Origin of the sequence: Deinococcus puniceus (genome assembly GCF_001644565.1) — a bacterium.
Lineage (GTDB): Bacteria > Deinococcota > Deinococci > Deinococcales > Deinococcaceae > Deinococcus > Deinococcus puniceus.
This window is the reverse complement of the sequence record NZ_CP011387.1, coordinates 22076-43249: the sequence shown is the minus strand read 5'-3', so window position 1 is coordinate 43249 and position 21174 is coordinate 22076. Positions and strand designations below refer to the sequence as shown.

The following is a 21174-nucleotide window of genomic DNA, read 5'->3' as shown; positions in this document are numbered from 1 at the left end:
TCGCTCCTCACCCTTGAGGGGGGAGGCTGGGACTCGCAGAGCTACGCAGTAGAGGGGGTGAATGAGCGCCAGCGATTGCCCTTCCTAGACCTATAGACGCCCTTCAGCCCCCACCCATATACGCCAACATCAGCGCCCCCGTCGCCGCCAGCGAGTCCGTATGCGTGCGCTCGTAGGCGTGGCTGGCGTCTACGCCGGGGCCGATTAGGGCCACCGGATAGTCTCCGCCTGCCCGCCAAGCTGCGGTGCCGTCGCTGGCGTAAAAAGGGTACATATCCACACGCAGGGCTATTCCGGCCCGTGCCGCTGCTGCCCGGATGCGGTTGCCCAACTCGTGGTCGTAGGGGCCGCCCGAATCGGCCACACACAGCGTCACGTGGTGTTCGCTGCTGGTTTGCCCGTCGCCTATGGCGGCCATATCTACCGCAATCAGTTCGTCGGTGTGCGGCGGAATCCCGGTGGCGGCTCCGTGCCCCACTTCCTCGTAGGTGGTGACATGAAAAGCCACCGTGCGGGCAGGCGGCGTGTGCAGCAGCGTGCGCGTGACACCCAGAAAGACCGCCACCGCCGCCTTATTGTCCAGATGCCGCGCCTTGATGTATCCGGCGGGCGTCAGGCGGGGCCGCGCATCGAAGCTGACGAAATCGCCCACGCTGATACCCAGAGCAAACGCGTCGGCAGATGAAAACACCGCTTCATCCAGTCGCACTTCCATCACGCTCTGCTCACGCTTCAGCTCGCGCAGGCCCGCGCCGTGGACATGCAAACTCTGGCGAATGTTGACCACCGTGCCCGTGATCACCCGCCCCGACTGGGTATGCACGCGCACGTCTTCACCCTCCACAGTGGCCCAGTCGTAGCCGCCCAGCGCACTGAGGGTCAGGCGGCCCGAACCCTTGATGCCGCGCACCATCGCGCCTAGCGTGTCTACATGGCCGCTAAACGTGACGTGGCCCGCACCAGTGCCAGCTATTTCCCAAGTCAGCGCCCCTTTGCGCGTGCGAACAAAAGGCACGCCCAGCGCCGACAATTCCGATTCGATCAGCGCCACCGCCGCGCCCGTGAATCCGGTAGGGCTGGGGGTGTCCAGGAGGCGCAGCAGAATATCGAGGGTGTAAGGCAGGTCTAGGTCAGAGCGAGGCGTAGGCATGGTGTCTCTATGATGCCAGCTTGGTGCTGGGCTGCGTCTCAAGGCTCACCGCCCGACGCCCTCTCAGTCCACCTTCATCGTCATGATGCTGGCCCCGGCGTCTACATAAACCGTTTGTCCGGTCATGCCACTACCGAGGTCTGACAGCAAAAAGAGGGCCAGTTTGCCCACTTCTTCAGGGGTAGCGTTGCGTCCCAAGGGTGCGGCGGCGGCGGCTTTTTCGTACATGGCCCCAAAGCCCGGAATAGAGCGGGCGGCGATGGTTCTCATCGGGCCTGCGCTGATGGTGTTCACGCGCACGCCCGCCGCGCCCATTTCGGAAGCGAGGTAGCGGGTGGCGGCTTCTAGGGCGGCTTTGGCAACGCCCATCACGTTGTATTTGGGCACCACCTGCTGAGAAGCGTGGTAGGTCAGGCTGACGATGCTACCGCCCGCATTCAGCAGCGGTTCGGCGTGGCGGGCGGTGGACACCAGCGTATAGGCGCTGACGCTGAGGGCCGTGTTCCAGTCTTCGGGCGTAGTGTCCACAAACCGGCCATCCATCGCGCTGCGGGGGGCAAAGCCGATGGAATGCACCAGCATGTCCAGCGTGCCAAATTCGGCCTTCACGCGGGCAAACAGGGCCGTCAGGTCGTCTTCACTGGTGGCGTCGGCCTGCTGCGCCCACACGCCTTCCTTGCCCGCCAGCAACTTGTCCAGTTCTCCCTTCAGGCGCTCGCCCTGATAAGAAAATCCCACGCGGCACCCGGCGGCCAGCAGTTGCTCGGCAATGGCCCAGCCGAGGCTACGGGCGTTGGCGACACCCATCACGAGGGCGGTTTTGCTGGACAGATCGACGCTGATACTCATGGGAGCGACTGTAGCAGTGTGCGGGGGCAGGCTGCTGAAGTGGGTACAGAGTTTAACAGGGTCTAAGGGTCGAGGGTCTGAGGGTTGGAGGTGCAGTTCGGCGGCGATTGTGAGGGCTTTTGGCGCTGTCGGGGCAGTTGCACGTTTGCTCGGCAGTGGGCCACCAGTCAATGCGTCTGCCCCAGCACCTTAGACCCTTAGACAACGCACCCTTGACCGCCCCACCCCAGCCGTCCAGATTTTGTCAGAGCGGCTGCGTAAGCTGGGGCATGACATTGAAGCGGTGGGTGTGGGCGGCAGCGCTGGCTGCGGGGGCACTGGGCATGGGGCAGGCCGAGCCGCTGCGGGTGGGGGCCGTGTACGCCGCTGGAGCCACGCTGGAAGCGCCCGCGTTGGGCGTGCAGATCGAGGTGCCGCCCGGTTTTCGCGCCCAGTTGGTGCCCAGCGAAGACGCGCCGGGGGTGGCCGTGCTGCTGATCCGAACGGTGGGCACCGGCAGCATTCAACTCAGCGTGTTGCCCGCCGCGCCCGCCGGAGCATTGGCCGCCGCCTTTCCTGCCCGTGTGCGTGCGGGGCAAACCGAGGCCACGCTGGTCAGTTCTGCGTTGGCCGGAGCGGTGCAGACCGGGCACTACACTTTGCCCAACGCCGCCCTGAGCCGCGCCGCCCTCCTGCTGCCCAATGGAACCCGCGTCATGGCAACTTTGGCGCACCCAGCGGGGCAGGAAGCACAGATTCTCAGTACCCTGAAGGCCGCGTTGAACTTGGCCAAACCGACTGCGCCCGCGCCCACCCTGCCCGCCCTGTGGCAAGAACGGCTGAAGGTGGCCCAAAACAATTCCTTCGTGACGGTGGGAAGGGACAAAGACTTCGCCTTTTTTGGCCTGTGCGCCAACGGCAACTTTGCGATGACCACCGCCGAAGACTCGTTCGCCAATGGAGTCGTTGGGCAAGTTGCTCTGACCGCGCTCAGCGACACCGAGGCCGTGCTGAAGCTGACCCAGAAAAGCGGTTTCACCACGCTGGCCCGCGTGCAGTGGGGTTCCCATGAAGCGGGCCGCACCCGCATGAACATGGAACTCTATCTGGCAACGCCCTATATCGGCTGGCTGGAACTCGACACCGCAGACCGCTTTTCCGAACAGGACGTGACGGTGGGCCTGCTGTGCCTGTGAGGGGGCTGAAGCCCTTCACCCCTATGCTTCCCATCACCCCCGTTTCGTCACCCCGTCCAGCGTCATCAGCGAGCCGTACAATTCCGGGCGGCGGTCTCTGAAAAATCCCATGCCAGCGCGGAATCTGCGGGCTTCTTTCAGGTTCAGGGTGTGGGTCAGTGGGCCTTCTTCGGTGTCCCCCAATTCAGCCACGATTTCGCCTGTGTAGTCGGCCAAGAAGGAGTGCCCGTAGTAGGTCTGGGTCAGGTCGCCCACGACTTCGGTGCCGATGCGGTTGGCGGCCCCCACATACGCCGAGTTGCTGACGGCGTGGCCCTGCATGGCCCGCTGCCACATGGAATGGTTGTTGGGGCTTTCCACGCCCTCGGGTTCGCTGCCGATGGCGGTGGGATACAGCAGGAAGTCGGCCCCGGCCAGCATCAGGGCGCGGGCGGTTTCCGGGTACCACTGATCCCAGCAGATGCCCACGCCGATGCGCCCAAATTGCGTGCCCCACACCTTAAATCCGGTATCGCCGGGGTTGAAGTAGTACTTTTCCTCGTAGCCGGGGCCGTCGGGGATATGGGTTTTGCGGTAGTTGCCCAGCAGCGTGCCGTCGGCGTCTATGCACACCAGGCTGTTGTAGTGCGCCTGCCCGGCCCGTTCGAAGTAGGAGAGCGGCAGCACCACCCCCAGTTCCCGCGCCAGATTCTGAAAGCGCCCGATAAACGGGTGGCCTTCCAGCGGGTGCGCCAGCTCGAAGTATTCCTCGCGCTCCACCTGACAAAAATACAGATTTTCGAACAATTCGGGCAGCAAGATGACCCGTGCGCCTGCTTTGGCGGCGTCGCGCACATGGGCCTCGGCGCGGGCCACGTTGTCTTCCAATTGGTCGGTCACGTGCATCTGGATCACAGACAGGTTGAGGGTATCGGCAGGACGAATCATGCGTTCAGGCTACCTGACCCAGCCAAAAAGAGAAGTGATCAGGGCAGATTTCGTCTGTTTGGTGATCGAATCGGCAAGACGCGGGGCGCTGAATTCCCCCGCTACCGCTGCCCAGTTGACCGATTCTTGGCTCTTGATTGGTTGTGTGAGTTGAGGAACAAGCGCCCCGGATTCCTGACTGCTGCTGTGCTAGCGTTCCGGCATGACCGCCCCCACCACCGATGTCTTCTTCGACTTCCTGTGTCCCTATGCATGGCGCGGCATAGAACTGGCCGCCGTGCTGCGCGGGCAAGGGCACGCCTTCCGGCTGCGGCACTTTTCGCTGGTGCAGGGCAACCACGAAGAAAACGGCGGCAAAGAGGGCGTGGTGTGGTGGCTCACCGATCAACCGTTGGGAGAAGGCAGCCCGTACCAGCGAAATAGTCTGGCCGCGTTTCTGGCTGCCCACGCCGCCGCGCAGCAGGGCGAGGAATTGCACTGGGCCTTTACACTGGCCCTGTTCCGCGCTGTACATGAACACAAAAAGACGCTGGATGAAGCCGCCATTGCCGAGGCCGCTCAGATTGCTGGACTGAATCTGGAGGCCTTCGCCGCCGCCCGCGCCGATGAGGCGGGCCTCCGCGCCAGCCTGCGTGCGGACTTGGCCGAGGCCGCCGAGATTGGCGTGTTCGGTACGCCCACCTTCGTGCTGCCTGATGGAAGCGCCGCCTACTACCGCTTCGAGAACCTGACCCGTGACCCTGAAACGGCGCTGGTGTGGTGGAATCTGTACGGCGAAGTCTTGCGCTCCAGTGCGGGCATTGCGACCATTAAGCGGGCGAAGAACCGTCCGGCGCAGAAGGCGTAACCCGAAGTGAGAGTGCAAGAAAAGCCTTCTAAGTTTTAAAGTGACTTGACAATACTGTCAATAATAAAAACAAAAAAGAGAGATCCTATCAAGGATGCGGCAGCGACGATGCCAAGTGCCGTAAGAAGAAAATCGGTTTGGCTTTCGGCGAATGCTTGGCAAGCCAATTGTGCCTGTTCTACACCCATTGCCCGGACATCTTTCACCAGAACTACCGTTGTTCTTCCGCAGTCTGGGAATTCTATGTAGCTGGTCTCTGGGGTAGTGTCGGTCAACTTGCTTAAATTGACGCGCTCCAAAAGCAGAATCCAAGCTCCACTCCGAATGGTAGGGCGATAAGTAGTCTGCCCTATTGCCTGCATAGTCGGCGCACAGGACGCCAACGACGCCGCCAAAATAAGCGAGCAAAGCGGAAGGATAACGCGGTGTTGGCGAAGATTCATGGCCCAACTTTGGCACATTTAAAAGAACAGAGAGTCAGGAATATCGGGCTTGACTAGCGGTCTGCTGTCAACGTTGCTCCAGCCGCCGCGCTACCTCTCCGTCTGCCCGTTTTAGGCCACAGCGCACGTCCATGTAGTCGCGGTACACGGGGTCAAAGCTGTAGATCAGCACTGCCAGCATCCCGTGATGGTCTATTTCCATGCCCTGAAGACGGAATCCGGCCCGCAATTTGGGGATCAGCACCGCGTTGTTGGTGGCGTGGTGGTGGCTGCGAACCAGCGTGTAACCCTCGGCCTTCAACACGTCTAGCACCACAGGCAGCAGGCGCGAATAGACGCCTTTGCCCCGGTGCTGCGGCAAGAGCGCCGTGTTGATCATGTAGGCAGTGCGGGCGTCCCACTGCCGCGAGATTTGCCAACCCGCCACCTCGCCGCCGTGCAGGATCAGCCACGCATGGCGCTTGCCGTCTGGCATGGCAAACGGCGCGTCGGCCTGCCAATCGAAGGACACGCTCTGGTACGCCTCGGCCTCCAGTCTGTCGGCTACGGCCCAAGCGTCGGCATTGGTCACGGGGCGCAGGCTGTAGCCGCCGCCTAGATCGGTTTCTGGGGCTAGCGCGTCTGGTAAGGGGAAAGGTTCATTCCCCATTCCAAGCCTGCCCCAGCGGTTGCTGCTGCGTGATGCAGTGAAAGCTTCCGCCGCCCTCGATGATGGCGCGGCTGCTCAGGCCGATCACTTCGCGGCCCGGAAAGAGAGGACGCAAGACTTCCAGCGCGGGAATATCGTTGGGGTCGCCGTACTGGGGCACCACCACGAAGCCGTTACCGATATAAAAATTGGCGTAGGTAGGCGGCAAACGGCCTTCCGCACCCTCTAGGCGCTCGGCGGGCAGTGGCAATTCCACCACCCGGAAAGGCTGGCCGTTCAGGTCGGTCATGGCCCGCAACTGCGCCAGATTGCCCGCCATAGTCGCGTGATTCGGGTCTGCCGGATTCGGCTCCACGCTGGTCACGATGGTCTGCTCATCCACAAAGCGCGTGATGGTGTCGATGTGCCCGTCGGTGTGGTCGTTTTCCAGCCCGCCGTCCAACCACAGCAATTTCTGAATGCCCAAGGTGTCGCGTAAGAGTTCGGCGTACCCTTCTTCGGTGAGGCCCGGATTGCGCGTGTCGGTCAGAAAGCACGAACGGGTGGTGAGGCCCACGCCCGCGCCGTTCACTTCCAGCCCGCCGCCTTCCAGCACTTCGGGCCTGTCCCAGTGCGTCAGATTCAGAGATTGCGCTACGTATTCCGGCACGCGGTCATCGTGCCCGGAGTCGAATTTGCCGCCCCAAGCGTTGAAGCGCCAGTTAATCAGGCTCAAGTCGGCCTCCGCACCCGCTCCCCGCGTAACAAAAATAGGGCCGTTGTCGCGCATCCACACGTCGTCCAGCGGCACATGATGAAAGCTGACATTTGACCCTTCCAGCCGTTCGCGGGCGTCCTGCTCGCTTTCGGTATCGCGCACCAGCAGATGCACGGGTTCAAAGCGGGCAATGGTGCGGATCAGTTCGGCAAACTCGGCCCGCACCGCGTCCAGATGCCCGAACCACAAGTCGTCGCCTTGCGGCCAACCCATCCACGTGGCGGCGTGCGCGGCCCACTCTGCGGGCATCGCAAAGCCCTGCGCGGCGGCGGGGGCGTCTTGCGGCAGCAGGTGCTGTTCGGGGGCGGGCAAGTCAGAGCGGGCCGAATCGGAGCGGGTCACGGGGGGCATTGTGTCATACCAAATTGCGATGATTAGCAAGAATCATCCGAGCAGAGCGAGTGGAAAAAAGCACGGGCTGGCGGAGATGGACGAACATCCGGTGTCGTTGCGGATGTTCGGGAATCAGAGCAAGTCCGTATCATTCCGGGGAGTGCGGAAGGTGATGGGGGTGTTTTTCTGAGGTGGAAGGTGAACCCCCCGTTGCTCTGCAACGCCCCCCTTTGAGGGGAGGACAACAGCAAAACGGGCGAAGCATCCCCGCCTCGCCCGTCTTTTCTTTATTCACTTACCCCAGCAACGGCGTATCGCCCAGATCGGTGCTTGCCAGCGCCCGGAACTCGTCGGCTTTCTCGGCAAAGCCCATCATGTCATAGCAAGCGGCCAGCTTCAGCGCAAAAAACTGCGTGGCACGGGCATCTTCGCGGCGTTCGGCGGCCTCTAGGCAATCACGGTAATGGCGCACGGCGAGGTGATACTGCGCCCCGCCCTCGGCGTGTTCGGCTCGGCAATGGCTGATCCGCAGAGCCACGATATCGGTAGGCAGGCTGCCGACAGCGTGTTTAGAGGGTGCGCTTTGCAAGTTCACGTCAGAGGTCGCGCCGTTCATGGCCCCGATTTTAAGCGTGTAGCGCAGCAGATGAATGAAAGGTGAACCGGATTTGGCAGTATGAAGGTGTGTTTCCAAGCGTTGTCTGAAGCGGGTACAGACTTTTGTTGGACATTCGGCGCAGAGGGTGTAAGCTATTGCTTCGTAAAATTTCTCACATTAAAGCTGAGCTTCATTCTCCGGTCACCACTCTGGCCCGCACCGTCAGCTTGGGCAAATCCACATCGGTCAGGCGCACCCGCAACGCCGTTCCTGCCGGGGCGGGGGTACTGAGGGGCAAGTCGTAGGCCAGATCAGGAATGAGGAGGGTGGCTTGCGGGCCGCGCCGATCTACAACTACGGCATCCCACACGCGGTCTGGCTGGGCGGCTACGTAGCGCAGGGTGTGATGCTTGCGGCTCAGGCGTTCGGCCTGCCGGGTGGCGTCGGCGTTCATCTGGGCTTCGGCCACACGGGCAGCAACGGCCTTGCCCGCCAGCGGTTCGGTGCCCGTGAGGTGCGAGCGCAACTGCTGATGCACTACCAGATCAAGGTAACGGCGCATGGGGCTGGTGGCCTGCACGTAGAGTTCCAGCCCCATGCCGTGATGCGGCCCCGGCGAAGGCTGAAAGCGCGTGCGGGCCAGCGTGCGGCGGCGGGCCCACTGGGCGGGCAGGGTGTCGCCGTGTACGTCGCGTGTAGGTGCGTCCTGCGTGGCAAACGGCAGGGCGATACTGTGATCGTCACCGAAAATGGCGGCTCCCCAGCCTGCCAGCGTCATCGATTCCTGCACCACGAAGCGCATTTCGGGCTTGGGCAGCGGCGAGACTTCCGCGCCGTGTGCGTCGGCCTTCACGCGCACTTCGGGCAGGTCTATGCTCATGGCCCCTTCCGATTCGCGCAGATCGCGGCTGGCACGAGCAAGGCGGGCCAATGTCACGAACGGTTCTGCGCCTGCATCCAGCCGGTCTTGCGCCTGCGAATAGGTCAGCCGGGTCACGCGCACGCGGCTCAGGCACACGTCTACGGCGTCGGCGTTGCCGTCCGAATCCAGATCGAGGCTGATGGACAGTGCAGGCATGGTGTCGTGTAGGCCGAGGCCCGTGCGCTCCACCAACTCGTCGGGCAGCATTCCGATGGTCTGGTCAGGCAAATACAAAGTTGCGCCGCGTGCGCGGGCTTCCAAGTCCAGCGGGCTGTCTGCCGTCACCAGCGCCGAAACGTCGGCCACATGCACCCATAGTCGGGTCAGGCCGTCCGGCAGGGCTTCGATGCCCACCGCGTCGTCTGGGTCACGGTTGCCTTCATCGTCTATGGCAAAGGCTTCGAGGTGAGTCAGGTCTAGGCGGGCTTCATCGGCAAAGTTAGGCACGGGCAGCGTGACCGGGGTTAGGGCCGCGCCCAGACGGTCTGCATACGGCGTGCGGGCCTCCGTCCACAGGCCCAGCCGGAGCAAGAGCGAGTGCGCCGATTCGGGCGTTTCAGCCTGGCCCAGCTCGCGTAGGGTACGGCTTTTTTCGGCCTTGCCCCGCGCCAGCAGTTCTATTTCGGTGCGTTGGGCCGGGGTGAGCTGATCGGCAGTGAGGGGGGGCAGAGTCATGGGTTAGAGGATACGGGGCGGGGCAGGGGAGGGGGGAGTAGGTAAGCGAATAGAAACTTGGGCTTACTAGTCCTTGCGAGAAGGCTGAATACCGTTCGGGCTAGAGCGCGTCTGGCATACAGATGGCTGGCTTCAACTTCATTAACTCTAAAATTGCGCTTGACAATCTGTGAGTTTGGTGTTTCTATATATGTACAGGAGACGAACATGAATGAACAACATCAACCCGAAGATTTCCGTTCGCAAGTCCAGCGTCTGGTGGCCGAAGGCAAACTCACCCCCGACGAGGCGGCAGGATTGCTAGACGGAGATTTGCCCGCCGAAGCCGAGCCGATGGCCCTGATGCCCACCCAGAGCGCCGACCAGTTCAGGGACACGCCGCCCGATCTTGATTTGCACGTCAGTGGGTACAGCCTGACCGTGCTCCACGACGCGCACCTGTCGGCCCCACAACTGAGCGCCAACCGCGACGGCGAAGTGACTTTGCAGGCCACCGCCAACGGCTGGAGCGTGCGCCGCCTGACCCATTCCGGCCACCATACCTTTAGCTTGAAAGCGATTTTGGCCCTACCTTTTGCCCCGCGCAACGTGCATGCCCAAGTGGAAGGCGGTAGCCTGACCCTGCCCGATCTGGCCGGAGAAATGCAGGCCGAAGTGAATGGCGGCCACCTGAAAATGGGCCGCGCCGCGAGTCTGAACGCCGAAGTGAACGGCGGCAACTTGACCGCCACCGAACTGGGCGGCCCCACGCACCTGAACGTGAACGGCGGCAACCTGACGCTGGAGGGCGCACGCACCCTGAACGCCAGCATCAACGGCGGAAACCTGCGCTGGGCGGGCGTCCTGACGGGCGGCGATCACCGCCTAGAAGTGAATGCCGGAAACGCGACTTTGTACCTGAAAGAAGGCAGCAACGTGACCTTGCAGGCCGAAGTGACGGTTGGAGCGTTCAAATCCGACTTCGCCACCAGTCAATCCGGCGGGTTCCTGAACACCCGGCATGGCGGGCGACTGGGCAGCGGCGAAGCGCAACTGTCTTGCCGAGTTACGGCGGGTCAAGTCAAAGTGCTGACCGGATCGGGGGTGGGGTTATGAAAGAAAAAGTCAAACGTATCCTAGACCTCGTGCGGGCCGGAAAACTAGACCTGAACGACGCTGCGCCGCTGCTGGCCGCCCTGAGTGCGCGGCTGGCCCTCACCGACGCAGACCGGGAATTGGTGGCCTCGCTGCTGGCGCGTGAAGAGATGGATACTGGGCAAGTGGCCGAACATCTGATGCTGCTGCGCGGCGTGCGCGATACGCCCCCGGCCCCGCCGCGCCCGCCCACGCCCCCCAGTTGGGATGAGCAGTTTCCCGGCTCACAGCCTTTTGGACGCGGCATGAATGTAGACGTGAATCTGGAGGGGATTATGGATCGAGTCAATGAGCGTTTAAACAGCGTGATGGGGCGCGGAAATTCGGCGGGTGCGCCCCCCCGCGCCGGAGCTACCGCCCGAATCCTGCGCGTGCAGGTGGAATCCAGCGAAGGCGACGAGTACGACGCCAACTTGCCCGTGAGCCTCGCGCCTCACCTGCACAAACTGATTCCCGCGCACGGCATTCGCGCCCTAGAACGCGCTGGCCTGAGCCTAGAGGCGCTGCAACTCCTGATAGAAGCCTCGCCGCCTCCCGGCAACCTGATCAACGCCGAAGACAGCGAAGGTAACAGCGTAAAGCTGACGCTCTCGTAGGAGGAACGGTGCGGGAAACGTGGAATGGCCCTGTCTCCGTTTTCCACTCCATCCCCTACAGTGAATCCCATGCCCCGCCCCCTGCCCATCCCCTTCCCCGATGAAACGGAAGCGCCCACCGTGACCGAACTGCGGTTTCCCAGCAGCGGCGTCACGGTGCGCGGCGATTTTACCCTCAACGAATTTGCGACCCTCACGCCCGACAATCTGGAATTCCTGCGCCTGTACGTGCGGGTACGCGGGAACCTGAAGGAAGTGGAACGTGTGCTCGGCGTGTCTTACCCCACCGTCCGCGCCCGCTTCGATACCCTGCTGCGGGCCATCGGCTACGAACCCGAACCCGCCGATCCGCAGTCGGAAGTGCTGGAACGGCTGGAGCGCGGCGAGATTACGCCGGATGAGGCGGCGCGGAAGTTGCGGCGTTAGTGGGTTGGAGTTGGAAGGTGAACCCCCCCGTTGCTGGCGCAACGCCCCCCCTTAGAGGGGAGGACAAGGGCTTTTGCGCTCCCCTCTAAGGGGGGCTGGCTGCGCAGCAGACTGGGGGGTTCGCCCGGAATCGTCGCCTATTTACTGCCCTTCAGCGTGCGTCTGCACATCCCGCTTCAGCCGCATCAGAATCGCGCCCATGCCACGCAACCGCATGGGCGTAATCAGTTCGGTCAGGCCCATATCCATATAAAACTGATCGGGCACACTCAGGATGGTTTCGGGGCTTTCGCCGTTCAGCGCCTCGCTCAAAATGCCTGCGTAGCCGCGCACGGTGGGGGCTTCTTCGGGCACTTTGAAGAACATCTGCACGCCGCCGTCTACCTCTTTGGTCACCAAAAAGAAGGGGCTGGCGCATTCGGGCACAGGCTGCAAAAATTCGGGGTGATCGATGTATTGCTGCGGCAGGGGCGGCAGTTTGCGGCTGTATTCCAAGAGGGCTTGCAAGCGCAGCGGCTTGGGGGCACGCCGGAACAAATCCACGATGACTTGAAGCTTTTCGGGCAGGGGCGCAGTGGGGGGGGTAGAGTCGGCGGTCATACGGCCACTGTACCCCCGGCACCGGGCGGGATATGGTAAGGCTTGTCCAGTTGACCTACTTTGTCAACTGATAGGCCGATTCGGTACACTGGGGGTCGACAGCGTGACCAGACCCCCGCCCATTCCTCAGGAGGAATTCCCATGACCCAGCAAACAAACTATGCAAAAGACGTTCTCGTCGACACCGATTGGGTGGCCGCCAACCTGCATACCCCCGGCGTGCGCCTCGTGGAAGTGAACGAAGACATCTTGCTGTACGACACGGGCCACATTCCCGGCGCGGTGAAGGTGGACTGGCAGGGCGATTTCTGGCATCCGGTAGAGCGCGATTTTATTACCGCCGATGAAGTGTCGGCGCTGCTGGGCCGCCTCGGCATCAAGGAAGGCGACCAAATCGTGCTGTACGGCGATAAGAGCAACTGGTGGGCCTCGTATGCCTACTGGTTCCTGAGCTACAGCGGTGTAAAGAACCTGAAACTGATGAACGGGGGCCGCCAGAAGTGGGTGGCCGAAGGCCGCGAGCAGACCACCGACGCGACTTCAACGACGCCCACCACGTATCCGGCCTTGACCCGTGACGAAAGCCTGCGGGCCTACCGCGATGAAGTGCGGGCACACCTAGAGAGCGTGAAGGCCGGAACGGGCGCACTCGTAGACGTTCGCAGCCCCGACGAGTTTTCGGGCAAGGTCACGCATATGCCCGCCTACCCGCAAGAAGGCGTGCTGCGCGGCGGCCACATCCCCGGCGCACGCTCCATTCCTTGGGCGCGGGCCACCAACGAAGACGGTACCTTTAAGAGCGCCGACGAACTGACCGCGCTGTACGGCGGCGAAGGCGTGACACCAGACAAAGACGTGATCGCCTACTGCCGCATTGCCGAGCGTTCCAGCCACAGTTGGTTCGTGTTGCGCGAACTCTTGGGTTACCCCAACGTCCGCAACTACGACGGCTCATGGACGGAATGGGGTAACGGCGTCGGCCTGCCGATTGAGAAGACCTACAGCGAGGCGTAAGCCGCCAAGCAGGGATAAAAAATTAAGCGAAGGCCGGAGCGATGGAAAACTGCTCCGGCTTTTTGTTGGTTGGTGTGGGGCGAGGGAAACAGAGAAGGGCCGGAGGTTTGGTGTTGCTCCCTCTCCCTTGAGGGGGGAGGGCCGGGGAGGGGGTGAGTGAGCAAGGCGATTGCCCTTCCCCATCTAAACCTGACCTTTAGCTTTCTTCCCGCGCCGCCCTTTGACGTTACGCTGAACCTCGCAACAGACAATTCGCAGTGTCTTTCCTTAGACGTTCCCATCAGACCGCGCTGGCTCGGGCGTTGCTGCCCCGGCTCCGTTCGCGGCCCGCCCCTTCCCCGGAGGTTTCCCCATGAAACGACTTGGTTCTGTCATCACCATCGTAGCGCTGCTTTCTGCTGGCTCCCTCACCTCTTGCAGCCTGATGTCGGGAGGTATGGCGCAGGGCAAAGGGGCTATGACGGTCCTGCCGCCCCTCTCGGTACCCGGCGATCTGCGCCCCGACGCACCCGCCCTGAGCGCACGCGGCAGCTACGCGGTGGGCGTGCAAACGCTGAAACTGGTGAATCCGGGCCAACTGGACATCGTGAACGCGCCCAAGGAGGGGGCCATTCCGCGCTATGACCGCCCGCTGACGGTGGAAGTCTGGTATCCCACGGCGGGCGCGAGTGGGGTGGGTGCGACCACCTACGCCGATGTGCTGGGCAGCGGCCCCAACGATCCCAAGCGGCCCAATACGCCGTTCACCACGCCCGGACGCGCCAGCCGCAACGCTCCGGCCAACCTTCAGGGCGGGCCATTTCCGCTGGTCATCGTGTCTCACGGCTATCCCGGCAGCCGCTCCCTGATGACCTACCTCACCGAAAACTTGGCGAGCAAGGGCTACATCGTGGCGGCCATAGACCACACCGACAGCACGCACGGCGACAAGGTGGCCTTTGCCAGCACGCTGCTGAACCGCCCGCTAGACGACATGTTTGTGCTGAACGAGATGGCGCGGTTGGGCGCGGCAGGCAGCGGCAGTGTCCTGAGCGGGATGGTGAATGCCAGCCAGACCGGGTTGGTGGGCTACAGCATGGGCGGCTACGGCGCACTGAACGCGGCGGGCGCAGGCTTTGGCCCGCAAATGCTGCCGCTGGTGCCGGGGGGTGCGTTGGCCGCACGCCAGACCGGAGCCTACGCCACCGATCCCCGCATCAAGGCGGTGGTGGCCTTCGCGCCTTGGGGCAGTGACGCCGCCGTGCGCTCTATCGGCGTGAATTTTGGCGGCAAATACGGCTTCTGGGACGAAGCAGGCTTGGCGGCCCTCAAAGTCCCGACGATGTTTATCGTGGGCGACAAGGATGACGTGGCAGGCTACACGGGCGGCGTCAAATCCCTGTTCGAGAACGCTGTGAACGCCGAGCGGTACATGTTGGTCTACCAGAATGCCAGCCACAACTCGGCCCCCAATCCGCCGCCCGCCGCCACGCTGGGCAGCTTCGACGACTACATGCACTACGCCGAACCCGCGTGGGACATGGGCCGCATCAACAACATCAACCAGCATTTCGTCACGGCCTTCCTAGATACCAAACTGAAAGGCATAGCCTCCGCCGCCGCGTACCTGAACGTGCCTACCGCCCTGTCAAATGACGGCAAATTCAGCCGCAATGCCGATGGTACAGCCAAAGCCGACGACACCTACTGGCCCGGATTCCTGAACCGCACGGCGCGGGGCATGGAGTTTTACAAGATGATGCCGAAGTAGGGGCAGACCCCGTTGCTGGCGCAACGCCCCCCCTTAGAGCTGGGGACTAAAAGCTCTTAGGCTCCCCTCTAAGGGGTCTGGCTTCGCCGCAGACTGGGGGGTTCACCCTGAATCGTCTCCCACTCACCGAAACTCTTCCACCCGCACCAACGGCCCGCCCAATCCACCGATTCGGGCGGGCAATTTATTGGGGTCAATTGCCGCGCCCGTGTCCGCATCCAAGGCGCTGAGGCGGGCGCTTCCAGCTTGCAAATTGATGTCTAGCACGCTAACCACACTGCGGGCCGTACCGGGAAAGCCCACGTAATCGCGCCCGCCGATGCCTCCACTGCTCAGCACGTTCAGGTTGCCCAATTTGGCCGGATAGTACGCCGCGTGATGCCCGCTGACATACGCCAGCACGCGCCCTCGCTCCATTATCTCGCGCAGGGCGGCGGCTTCCGCAATCACTTCGCCGGGTTTGTTTTTGCCCTCGCTGACGCCTGCCAGCGGCAAATGCCCCACCACAAGGCGAACGCCTGCCGCCTGTGCCTGCGGTGTGGCGAGTTGTGCGGCCAGCCATGCCCGCTGTGCCGCGTCTACTTTTGGCCCAGCAGCGTCCAGCACAGCAAGAAACAGGGTGCGTCCGCCCCGGTCAGTGCGCGTGAGGCTGTACCGGAAGGGATACTGCGCCGCGTCTACGATTGTTCCGGCGGGTGAAAACCGCATCCAGTAGGTCGCCGCTTCCCGCCGATCTCGCGCAAGGCTGGCGTCGTGGTTGCCCAGAGTGAACACGAACGGGATTCCAGCCTTTGCCAGTGGCCCGCGCACATCGCGCTCAAAGCTGGCCCACATGCCGCGCACGTTGGCATCGGTCAGGCTGGCTTTTTGGCCCGCGATCAGGTCGCCCGCCGACAGCACCAAGTCTGGCTTCCAAGTGTTGATGATGCGGCTGAGGCTGGGTTTGAGGGCGGGTGGATAGCTCAGGCTGCCATACGAACCGTTGATGTCGCTGAGGACGGCCACGCGCAAGAGGTCAGGGGCGGCAGGCGGCAAAGGCGTGCCAGACAGCAGGAGTGGCATGAGCAGAGGCATGAGCAGGCGGCGCATAACCACCACTTGATCATGATTCCTTGAGCCAACCGTCAGACGCTCCTGACATGGCCCGCGCAGACTGAGACATGACCCAAAACGATGACCGCGACGCCTTGCCCGTGAATCCTGTGTTGTCGGTGCGAACCGAGCAAGGCGCTGAACACACGCCCGCCGAGCAGGGCGACGCCCCCGCCGACTTTGCCCAGCGCCCCATTCCGCCCATGTCCACCCCCAGCACCGAGGGCCTCAGCGCGGGAGAGGTCAGCACCATGCTCGGCGGCGACGCCAGCATGACCGAAGCCAACGAAGCCCTCGGCACGGCGGAAGGTCTGAATACCATCACCGAAAGCTGAAGCCTGCAGCCGTGCCACACTGCGCCTATGCGTTCTGTCTCTGACCTGCGTGCGGCGTGCGCGGCCCTGCCTCATTCCCAAGAAACTTTCCCGTTTGGCATGGACACTTTGGTCTGGAAAGTCGGTTCCCCTGACGCCGCCAAAATGTACGCGCTGACTGGCATAGATGCTGATCCGCTCACGCTTTCACTGAAGGTGCGGCCTGAAGACGGCGACACCCTGCGGGCCGCGCACGCCGCGATTGTGCCGGGCTATCACCTGAATAAGCGCCACTGGGTCACGGTCACGTTGGACGGCAGTCTGCCCGACGACTTGGTGCAGGAACTCTTGGCCGGAAGTCACGCCTTGGTCTTGGCAAGCTTCACGCGGGCGCAGCGGGCAGAATTGGGCCTATGAAGGTCAACATCGGTGCTGGCGAGAAACACTGGGACGGCTGGATTTCCACTCAACAGGCGGAATTGGATTTGCTGGAGCCAGCCACATTTGCCCGCTTTTTCGGTGATGCGCAGGCCGATGCTTTCCTCTGCGAACACGTGTGGGAACACCTGACGATGGAACAGGGGAGCGCGGCGGCGCGGTTGGTCTTCGCCCATCTGAGGCCCGGTGGATTCCTGCGCGTGGCTGTGCCAGACGGCCACCATCCCGATCCGGCTTATCAAGCGATGGTTGCTGTACACGGCTCCGGCCCCGCCGCCGATCATCAAATCGTGTATACGCTAGCCACCTTCGCGCCCATCTTTGCCGCCGCCGGATTCCGCGTGCGCCCGCTGGAATGGTGGGATGTGGCGGGCCAGTTTCACCGTGCCGACTGGAACCCAGCCGACGCACCCATAGGCCGCTGTAGCCACTTGGATGACCGAAATGCGGCGTGGCGGGCGGGCACAGGCAAGCTGGGATTCACGAGTCTGATTCTGGATTGCTTCCGCCCATGAAGAAGCAGGAGCCGCAAGCAATCGTCCCGGCTCCTGCTCAGTTATGAATTGTTTAGAACGCTGTGTCCAACGCCTCTAGTGCCGCATCCGGGTTCTGAATCCCCGCCTGCGCCATATCGGGGCGGCCCCCACCCTTGCCCCCCGCTGCGGCGGCCAGTTTGCCCACCAGTTGGCCCGCGTGTGCGCCCTTGGCGACGGCTTCTTTGCTGGCCTTCACCACCAATCCGGCATCCGAGGCGATGATCACGAGGTCTGCGCCGCTGGTGTCGAGGAGCTTGTCGGCGGCTCCGCGCAGTTCGTTGCCCGCAATCCCGGTCAGTTTCAGGGCCGCCACCCGGAAGCCGCCCAATTCACGCAGAGGAGCCGCGCCGCCGCTGCCTCCGCCGCTCATCTGCGCCTCGGTCAGTTGACGGCGTACCTGCACCGTTTCTTTCTCGGCGGCCTTCAGTTGGGCCTGCAAGCCTGCCACGCGCACTTCCAGACCGTCCAAACTGGTATTTAGGCTGGCGGCAAGGCGGGCGTCACTGTTCAGGCGCTCGCGCAGCCAAGCAGTCGCGGCTTCGCCTGCCAGAGCCTCGATCCGGCGCACGCCTGCCGCCACGTTCTCATCGCTCAGCAGCACAAATGCGCCGATTTCACCCGTGCGGGTCACGTGTGCGCCGCCGCAGAGTTCCTTGCTGCTCACGGTGTGGCCGTTCAGGGTCACGTCGCCTTCCACGCTCACCACGCGCACGGTGTCGCCGTACTTCTCGCCAAACAGGGCCGTCGCGCCCGCTGCTTTGGCCTCGGCAATCGGCATCTCCTGCCACTTGACCGCAAAGTCGGCGCTGATCCAGCGGCTCACCAGTCGTTCCACTTCCGCGATCTCTGCTGTACTCAGGGCCGCGCTGTGCGAGAAATCGAAGCGCAGACGATCCGGGGCCACCAGCGATCCGGCCTGACGCACGCCGTCGCCCAGCACCGCACGCAGGGCCGCATGCAGCAGATGGGTGGCCGTGTGGTGGCGCTCGGTGGCCTGCCGCGCTCCGTCTACCACGCCGCGCACGATCACGTCGGGCGTCAGGGTTCCGGCCTGCACTTCCACTTCATGCAGGAACACACCGCCGGGGGTCTTGCGGGTATCGCGCACCACGCCCGCCCCGGCCAGGCCGTCCTCGCCCGTCCATTCCAGCCGTCCGGTGTCGCCCACTTCGCCGCCCCCCTCGGCATAAAACGGCGTTTGCGTCAGCACCACCGTACCCGCCGTGCCTGCTTCCAGCGCGTCCACGCGGCCCTCGGAGGTCATCAGCGCCAGCACTTGCCCCTCGGCTTCCAGTTGGTCATAGCCCACGAACGCGGTGGCGCTCAGGTCACCCACGGTATCTTGCCCGCCAAACAGCTCGGATTTGCCGTATTTACTGCCTGCCCGCGCCAGCATCTGCGCCCGCTCCAAGCTCTCGGCGTATCCGGCTTCGTCCACGCTCACGCCGTACTCTTCGGCAATTTCTTTGGTCAGGTCTACGGGGAAGCCGTAGGTGTCGTAGAGGGTAAAGGCCTCTTCGCCGCCCAGCACACCGCCCTGCTGCATGCCTTCCAGCAGGCCGCCCAGCCGCTGAATGCCGCCTTCCAACGTTTTCAGGAAGCGTTCTTCTTCGGCCCGAATTGCCGCCGTGACGCGGGCTTCTTCTGTCACCAGTTCGGGGTAGCCGCCGCCCATGCTCGCCACCACCAGTGGCACCAGCGTGTGCAGCACGGGTTCGCGCAGGCCCAGCAGGTAAGCATGACGGCTGGCGCGGCGCAAAATCTTGCGAATCACGTAGCCGCGCCCGGTGTTGCTCAGGCTTACGCCATCGGCCAAGGTCATGCTGACAGAACGCACATGCTCGGCCACCACCCGGTGCGAGATGCTTTCTGGCCCCAAGTAGGGCTTGCCGCTCAGTTCCACGATCCGGGCAATGATCGGCGCGAACACGTCGTTGGAATAGAAGTCGAAGACGTCCTGCACGACGGTGGCGATGCGCTCTAGGCCCATGCCCGTATCGATGTTCTTGGCGGGCAAATCCAGCAGCGTCGGGGTTCCGTCGGCCTGCGGTTCCTGCCGCTCGAACTGCGGGAACACGTTGTTCCAGATTTCCAAAAAGCGGGCGCTTTCGCGGGTGTCGGCGTACTCGGCCCACGTGTCGTCGCCGTAGGCTGGCCCCCGGTCATAAAAAATCTCGCTGCATGGCCCACACGGGCCGTTTGGCCCCTTGGCGGGCGCGTCGGCGGGCCAGAAATTCTCGTCGGCTCCAAAGCGCAGGATGTGGTCAGCGGGCAGCCCGATGTCCTTCGTCCAAATCTCGAAGGCTTCCTCGTCGTCCTCGTAAATGGTGGCGTACAGCTTGGATTTGTCCAGCCCCATCCATTCGGGTTCGGTCAGAAACTCCCACGCCCACATCAGCGCGTCCCGCTTAAAGTAGTCGCCAAAGCTGAAATTGCCCAGCATTTCCAGCAGCGAACAGTGCCGGAGCGTGCGCCCCACGTTTTCGATGTCAGTAACACGCAGGCACTTCTGGGCGGTCGTCACGCGGGGATTGTCGCCGTAGCCGGGGAATTTGGCCGCCGCACCCATAAACTGCGGCTTGAAAGGCTGCATGCCCGCCACCGTAAACAGCGTGGTGGGATCAGGCGCAATCAGGCTGTGACTGGGCAGGCGCAGGTGGCCTTTGCTCTCGAAAAAAGACAGGTACTTTTCACGAATCTCGGCAGTTGTTGGGGCTGTGGTGGGCGGAACCGTCATAGGGCGCAGTCTATCAGCGGCGGGGAGGGGGTGAATCCGCCGAATGGCGCGGAGAGGAGTTGGTAGGCAAAGAAAAACGGAGAACACCTGTCCAGCGTCCCCCGTTCTTCACTTGTCTGACTTATTTGCTCAGTCCAAATCCACAGCCCACCACGCTTCCCGCTGTGCGGCGAGGCGGGCGCGGGGGTCGCCAATGGTGTCCAGAGCGCGGGCCAACCCTTGCCAGTCCAGTTCGCTCATCGGGTCTATGGCTAGAGCGCGTTGGTGCAGCATGGCGGCGTCTTTGGCGCGTCCAGCTTCGGTGGCGGCGCGGGCGGCGAGGCCCAGAATACTGAGCTGCTTTTGCTCCAGCCGCGAGCGCACATCGTCAACCCACGGGCTATCGGCTCCGGGCAAAAAGTGGCCGTAAATAGCTGCCAATTCGCGCAATTCCTCTAGCCCGAGGCTGCCGTTTTCGGCCTGTCCGGCCAGCAGTTCATACCGCTGCACGTCGTATTCGGGACTCAGGTCGCTGGCGAGGGCGTAGCGGCGATTGGTGCTGATCACCGCCTCGTTGCTGAGGCTGCGGCGCAGGCGGTGCAGGGTCGTATGGAACAGACTGCTGGCACGGGCCTCGTCTTTTTCGGGCCACAGCGCTTCGGCAGCTTCCCAACTCGTCACTTCTTTGTGTTCCAGTAGATAAAAGAACAGTTCCAGCGCCTTGCGAGACACCCACGCCACCGCCGCGCCCTTCCAGACCACTTGGGCGGTGCCTAAGCCTTTGGCGAGCATCCCGCTTTCGCCCTGAATGGTCAGTCCGGCGCGGCGCAACCGGGCGTCTACGGCAGTGGTCAGATCAAGCGGCGTAAAGGGCTTGGGCAGGTAATCGTCGGCCCCCAGATTCATGCCTCGGCGCACGTCTCCGCGCTCGGCATGGCTGGAGAGCAGCACAAACGGCAGTGCGCCTAATTGTTCGTTGTCGCGCACTTTTTCCAGAAATTCCAGACCCGTCATGTAGGGCATCACCACATCGCTGATGACCAGATCGGGCGTAAAGACTTTCAGCAGATCAAGGGCTTCGACAGGATGGTTGCTGGTGCGAACCTCATGCCCAGCACGGGACAGAATGACACTGATGAGCTTGAGGATGGCGGCGTCGTCATCCACGACAAGGATGCGCGGCATGGCGGTAGTCTAGCAGGCTGCTGATGGGCTGCACCATCAAGTGACCGT

General features: G+C 63.0%; 22 protein-coding genes. 10 read left to right on the top strand and 12 right to left on the bottom strand.

Going from position 1 to position 21174, the window contains the following annotated elements:
- Nucleotides 1–103 precede the first annotated feature (103 nt).
- Together SU48_RS00195 and SU48_RS00190 are read right to left on the bottom strand one after the other, a co-directional pair.
- Nucleotides 104–1150 (bottom strand): M42 family metallopeptidase, encoded by a 1047-nt coding sequence (locus tag SU48_RS00195; RefSeq protein WP_064013484.1) that lies wholly within the window; start codon nt 1148–1150, stop codon nt 104–106.
- Nucleotides 1151–1213: 63 nt separating this feature from the next.
- Nucleotides 1214–1999 carry an enoyl-ACP reductase FabI gene (locus tag SU48_RS00190; RefSeq protein ID WP_064013483.1) on the bottom strand — a complete coding sequence of 262 codons (786 nt, stop codon included), beginning with the start codon at nt 1997–1999 and terminating at the stop codon, nt 1214–1216.
- Nucleotides 2000–2268: 269 nt separating this feature from the next.
- Here SU48_RS00190 and SU48_RS00185 point away from each other — a divergent pair, with 269 nt between their 5' ends.
- Nucleotides 2269–3174: a hypothetical protein gene (locus SU48_RS00185; RefSeq protein WP_064013482.1), complete on the top strand. Its 906-nt coding sequence runs from the start codon at nt 2269–2271 to the stop codon at nt 3172–3174.
- A gap of 33 nt (nt 3175–3207) precedes the next feature.
- Here the strand turns inward: SU48_RS00185 and aguB are convergent, their stop codons facing one another.
- Complete coding sequence (aguB, locus tag SU48_RS00180) at nt 3208–4101, bottom strand: N-carbamoylputrescine amidase (RefSeq protein ID WP_064013481.1); 894 nt, start codon at nt 4099–4101, stop codon at nt 3208–3210.
- Nucleotides 4102–4303: 202 nt separating this feature from the next.
- Between aguB and SU48_RS00175 the strand changes: the two genes are divergently transcribed.
- Nucleotides 4304–4948 carry a DsbA family protein gene (locus SU48_RS00175; protein WP_064013480.1) on the top strand — a complete coding sequence of 215 codons (645 nt, stop codon included), beginning with the start codon at nt 4304–4306 and terminating at the stop codon, nt 4946–4948.
- 35 nt (nt 4949–4983) lie between these two features.
- On the opposite strand, the gene SU48_RS00170 is transcribed toward SU48_RS00175, so the two are convergent.
- From SU48_RS00170 to SU48_RS00150, 5 genes are all read right to left on the bottom strand, one after another.
- Nucleotides 4984–5391 carry a hypothetical protein gene (locus SU48_RS00170; RefSeq protein ID WP_064013479.1) on the bottom strand — a complete coding sequence of 136 codons (408 nt, stop codon included), beginning with the start codon at nt 5389–5391 and terminating at the stop codon, nt 4984–4986.
- A gap of 67 nt (nt 5392–5458) precedes the next feature.
- Complete coding sequence (locus SU48_RS00165) at nt 5459–6040, bottom strand: GNAT family N-acetyltransferase (RefSeq protein WP_064013478.1); 582 nt, start codon at nt 6038–6040, stop codon at nt 5459–5461.
- The gene (locus tag SU48_RS00160) at nt 6030–7046 is read right to left on the bottom strand and encodes an agmatine deiminase family protein (protein ID WP_064015745.1); all 1017 of its coding nucleotides are present in this window, start codon (nt 7044–7046) and stop codon (nt 6030–6032) included. Before SU48_RS00160 ends, SU48_RS00165 begins: the two co-directional genes overlap by 11 nt.
- 379 nt (nt 7047–7425) lie before the next feature.
- Entirely contained in the window at nt 7426–7746 is a 321-nt protein-coding gene (locus SU48_RS00155) for a hypothetical protein (protein ID WP_157451026.1), read from the bottom strand.
- Between the two features lie 172 nt (nt 7747–7918).
- Entirely contained in the window at nt 7919–9325 is a 1407-nt protein-coding gene (locus tag SU48_RS00150; RefSeq protein ID WP_064013477.1) for an RNB domain-containing ribonuclease, read from the bottom strand.
- 207 nt (nt 9326–9532) lie between these two features.
- On the opposite strand from SU48_RS00150, the gene SU48_RS00145 reads away from it, so the two are divergent.
- From SU48_RS00145 to SU48_RS00135, 3 genes are all read left to right on the top strand, one after another.
- Complete coding sequence (locus SU48_RS00145; protein ID WP_064013476.1) at nt 9533–10420, top strand: DUF4097 family beta strand repeat-containing protein; 888 nt, start codon at nt 9533–9535, stop codon at nt 10418–10420.
- On the top strand, nt 10417–11055 hold the full coding sequence (locus SU48_RS00140) for a hypothetical protein (protein WP_064013475.1): 639 nt from the start codon (nt 10417–10419) through the stop codon (nt 11053–11055). Before SU48_RS00145 ends, SU48_RS00140 begins: the two co-directional genes overlap by 4 nt.
- 69 nt (nt 11056–11124) lie before the next feature.
- Complete coding sequence (locus SU48_RS00135) at nt 11125–11481, top strand: DUF2089 domain-containing protein (protein ID WP_064013474.1); 357 nt, start codon at nt 11125–11127, stop codon at nt 11479–11481.
- Between the two features lie 141 nt (nt 11482–11622).
- Here the strand turns inward: SU48_RS00135 and SU48_RS00130 are convergent, their stop codons facing one another.
- On the bottom strand, nt 11623–12081 hold the full coding sequence (locus SU48_RS00130; protein WP_064013473.1) for a SufE family protein: 459 nt from the start codon (nt 12079–12081) through the stop codon (nt 11623–11625).
- Nucleotides 12082–12222: 141 nt separating this feature from the next.
- On the opposite strand from SU48_RS00130, the gene SU48_RS00125 reads away from it, so the two are divergent.
- Nucleotides 12223–13095, top strand: a complete 873-nt coding sequence (locus SU48_RS00125; RefSeq protein ID WP_064013472.1) for a sulfurtransferase — start codon at nt 12223–12225, stop codon at nt 13093–13095.
- A 352-nt stretch (nt 13096–13447) separates the two neighbouring features.
- The gene (locus SU48_RS00120; RefSeq protein WP_064013471.1) at nt 13448–14845 is read left to right on the top strand and encodes an alpha/beta hydrolase family protein; all 1398 of its coding nucleotides are present in this window, start codon (nt 13448–13450) and stop codon (nt 14843–14845) included.
- A 123-nt stretch (nt 14846–14968) separates the two neighbouring features.
- Here the strand turns inward: SU48_RS00120 and SU48_RS00115 are convergent, their stop codons facing one another.
- Nucleotides 14969–15934, bottom strand: a complete 966-nt coding sequence (locus SU48_RS00115) for a metallophosphoesterase family protein (protein WP_064015743.1) — start codon at nt 15932–15934, stop codon at nt 14969–14971.
- A 71-nt stretch (nt 15935–16005) separates the two neighbouring features.
- Between SU48_RS00115 and SU48_RS00110 the strand changes: the two genes are divergently transcribed.
- From SU48_RS00110 to SU48_RS00100, 3 genes are read left to right on the top strand one after another with little or no spacing between them, the layout of a single operon-like run.
- Entirely contained in the window at nt 16006–16272 is a 267-nt protein-coding gene (locus SU48_RS00110) for a hypothetical protein (RefSeq protein WP_064013470.1), read from the top strand.
- A gap of 27 nt (nt 16273–16299) precedes the next feature.
- Entirely contained in the window at nt 16300–16668 is a 369-nt protein-coding gene (locus tag SU48_RS00105; protein ID WP_064013469.1) for an MmcQ/YjbR family DNA-binding protein, read from the top strand.
- Nucleotides 16665–17204 (top strand): class I SAM-dependent methyltransferase, encoded by a 540-nt coding sequence (locus tag SU48_RS00100; RefSeq protein ID WP_064013468.1) that lies wholly within the window; start codon nt 16665–16667, stop codon nt 17202–17204. The genes SU48_RS00105 and SU48_RS00100 overlap by 4 nt, the downstream gene beginning before the upstream one ends.
- A gap of 52 nt (nt 17205–17256) precedes the next feature.
- On the opposite strand, the gene alaS is transcribed toward SU48_RS00100, so the two are convergent.
- Together alaS and SU48_RS00090 are read right to left on the bottom strand one after the other, a co-directional pair.
- Nucleotides 17257–19962 (bottom strand): alanine--tRNA ligase, encoded by a 2706-nt coding sequence (gene alaS, locus SU48_RS00095; RefSeq protein WP_064013467.1) that lies wholly within the window; start codon nt 19960–19962, stop codon nt 17257–17259.
- A gap of 129 nt (nt 19963–20091) precedes the next feature.
- Nucleotides 20092–21126, bottom strand: coding sequence for a response regulator (locus SU48_RS00090; protein ID WP_064013466.1), 1035 nt, complete (start codon nt 21124–21126; stop codon nt 20092–20094).
- Nucleotides 21127–21174 lie beyond the last annotated feature (48 nt).

Coding starts and splice junctions, on each gene's coding strand:
- SU48_RS00105 (WP_064013469.1), top strand. CDS start 16,300: ATGCGTTCTGTCTCTGACCTGCGTGCGGCGTGCGCGGCCCTGCCTCAT.
- SU48_RS00170 (WP_064013479.1), bottom strand. CDS start 5,391: ATGAATCTTCGCCAACACCGCGTTATCCTTCCGCTTTGCTCGCTTATT.
- SU48_RS00190 (WP_064013483.1), bottom strand. CDS start 1,999: ATGAGTATCAGCGTCGATCTGTCCAGCAAAACCGCCCTCGTGATGGGT.
- alaS (WP_064013467.1), bottom strand. CDS start 19,962: ATGACGGTTCCGCCCACCACAGCCCCAACAACTGCCGAGATTCGTGAA.
- SU48_RS00135 (WP_064013474.1), top strand. CDS start 11,125: ATGCCCCGCCCCCTGCCCATCCCCTTCCCCGATGAAACGGAAGCGCCC.
- SU48_RS00165 (WP_064013478.1), bottom strand. CDS start 6,040: ATGGGGAATGAACCTTTCCCCTTACCAGACGCGCTAGCCCCAGAAACC.
- SU48_RS00175 (WP_064013480.1), top strand. CDS start 4,304: ATGACCGCCCCCACCACCGATGTCTTCTTCGACTTCCTGTGTCCCTAT.
- SU48_RS00195 (WP_064013484.1), bottom strand. CDS start 1,150: ATGCCTACGCCTCGCTCTGACCTAGACCTGCCTTACACCCTCGATATT.
- SU48_RS00150 (WP_064013477.1), bottom strand. CDS start 9,325: ATGACTCTGCCCCCCCTCACTGCCGATCAGCTCACCCCGGCCCAACGC.
- SU48_RS00160 (WP_064015745.1), bottom strand. CDS start 7,046: ATGCCCGCAGAGTGGGCCGCGCACGCCGCCACGTGGATGGGTTGGCCG.
- SU48_RS00090 (WP_064013466.1), bottom strand. CDS start 21,126: ATGCCGCGCATCCTTGTCGTGGATGACGACGCCGCCATCCTCAAGCTC.
- SU48_RS00155 (WP_157451026.1), bottom strand. CDS start 7,746: ATGAACGGCGCGACCTCTGACGTGAACTTGCAAAGCGCACCCTCTAAA.
- SU48_RS00185 (WP_064013482.1), top strand. CDS start 2,269: ATGACATTGAAGCGGTGGGTGTGGGCGGCAGCGCTGGCTGCGGGGGCA.
- aguB (WP_064013481.1), bottom strand. CDS start 4,101: ATGATTCGTCCTGCCGATACCCTCAACCTGTCTGTGATCCAGATGCAC.
- SU48_RS00110 (WP_064013470.1), top strand. CDS start 16,006: ATGACCCAAAACGATGACCGCGACGCCTTGCCCGTGAATCCTGTGTTG.
- SU48_RS00140 (WP_064013475.1), top strand. CDS start 10,417: ATGAAAGAAAAAGTCAAACGTATCCTAGACCTCGTGCGGGCCGGAAAA.
- SU48_RS00120 (WP_064013471.1), top strand. CDS start 13,448: ATGAAACGACTTGGTTCTGTCATCACCATCGTAGCGCTGCTTTCTGCT.
- SU48_RS00145 (WP_064013476.1), top strand. CDS start 9,533: ATGAATGAACAACATCAACCCGAAGATTTCCGTTCGCAAGTCCAGCGT.
- SU48_RS00100 (WP_064013468.1), top strand. CDS start 16,665: ATGAAGGTCAACATCGGTGCTGGCGAGAAACACTGGGACGGCTGGATT.
- SU48_RS00115 (WP_064015743.1), bottom strand. CDS start 15,934: ATGCGCCGCCTGCTCATGCCTCTGCTCATGCCACTCCTGCTGTCTGGC.
- SU48_RS00130 (WP_064013473.1), bottom strand. CDS start 12,081: ATGACCGCCGACTCTACCCCCCCCACTGCGCCCCTGCCCGAAAAGCTT.
- SU48_RS00125 (WP_064013472.1), top strand. CDS start 12,223: ATGACCCAGCAAACAAACTATGCAAAAGACGTTCTCGTCGACACCGAT.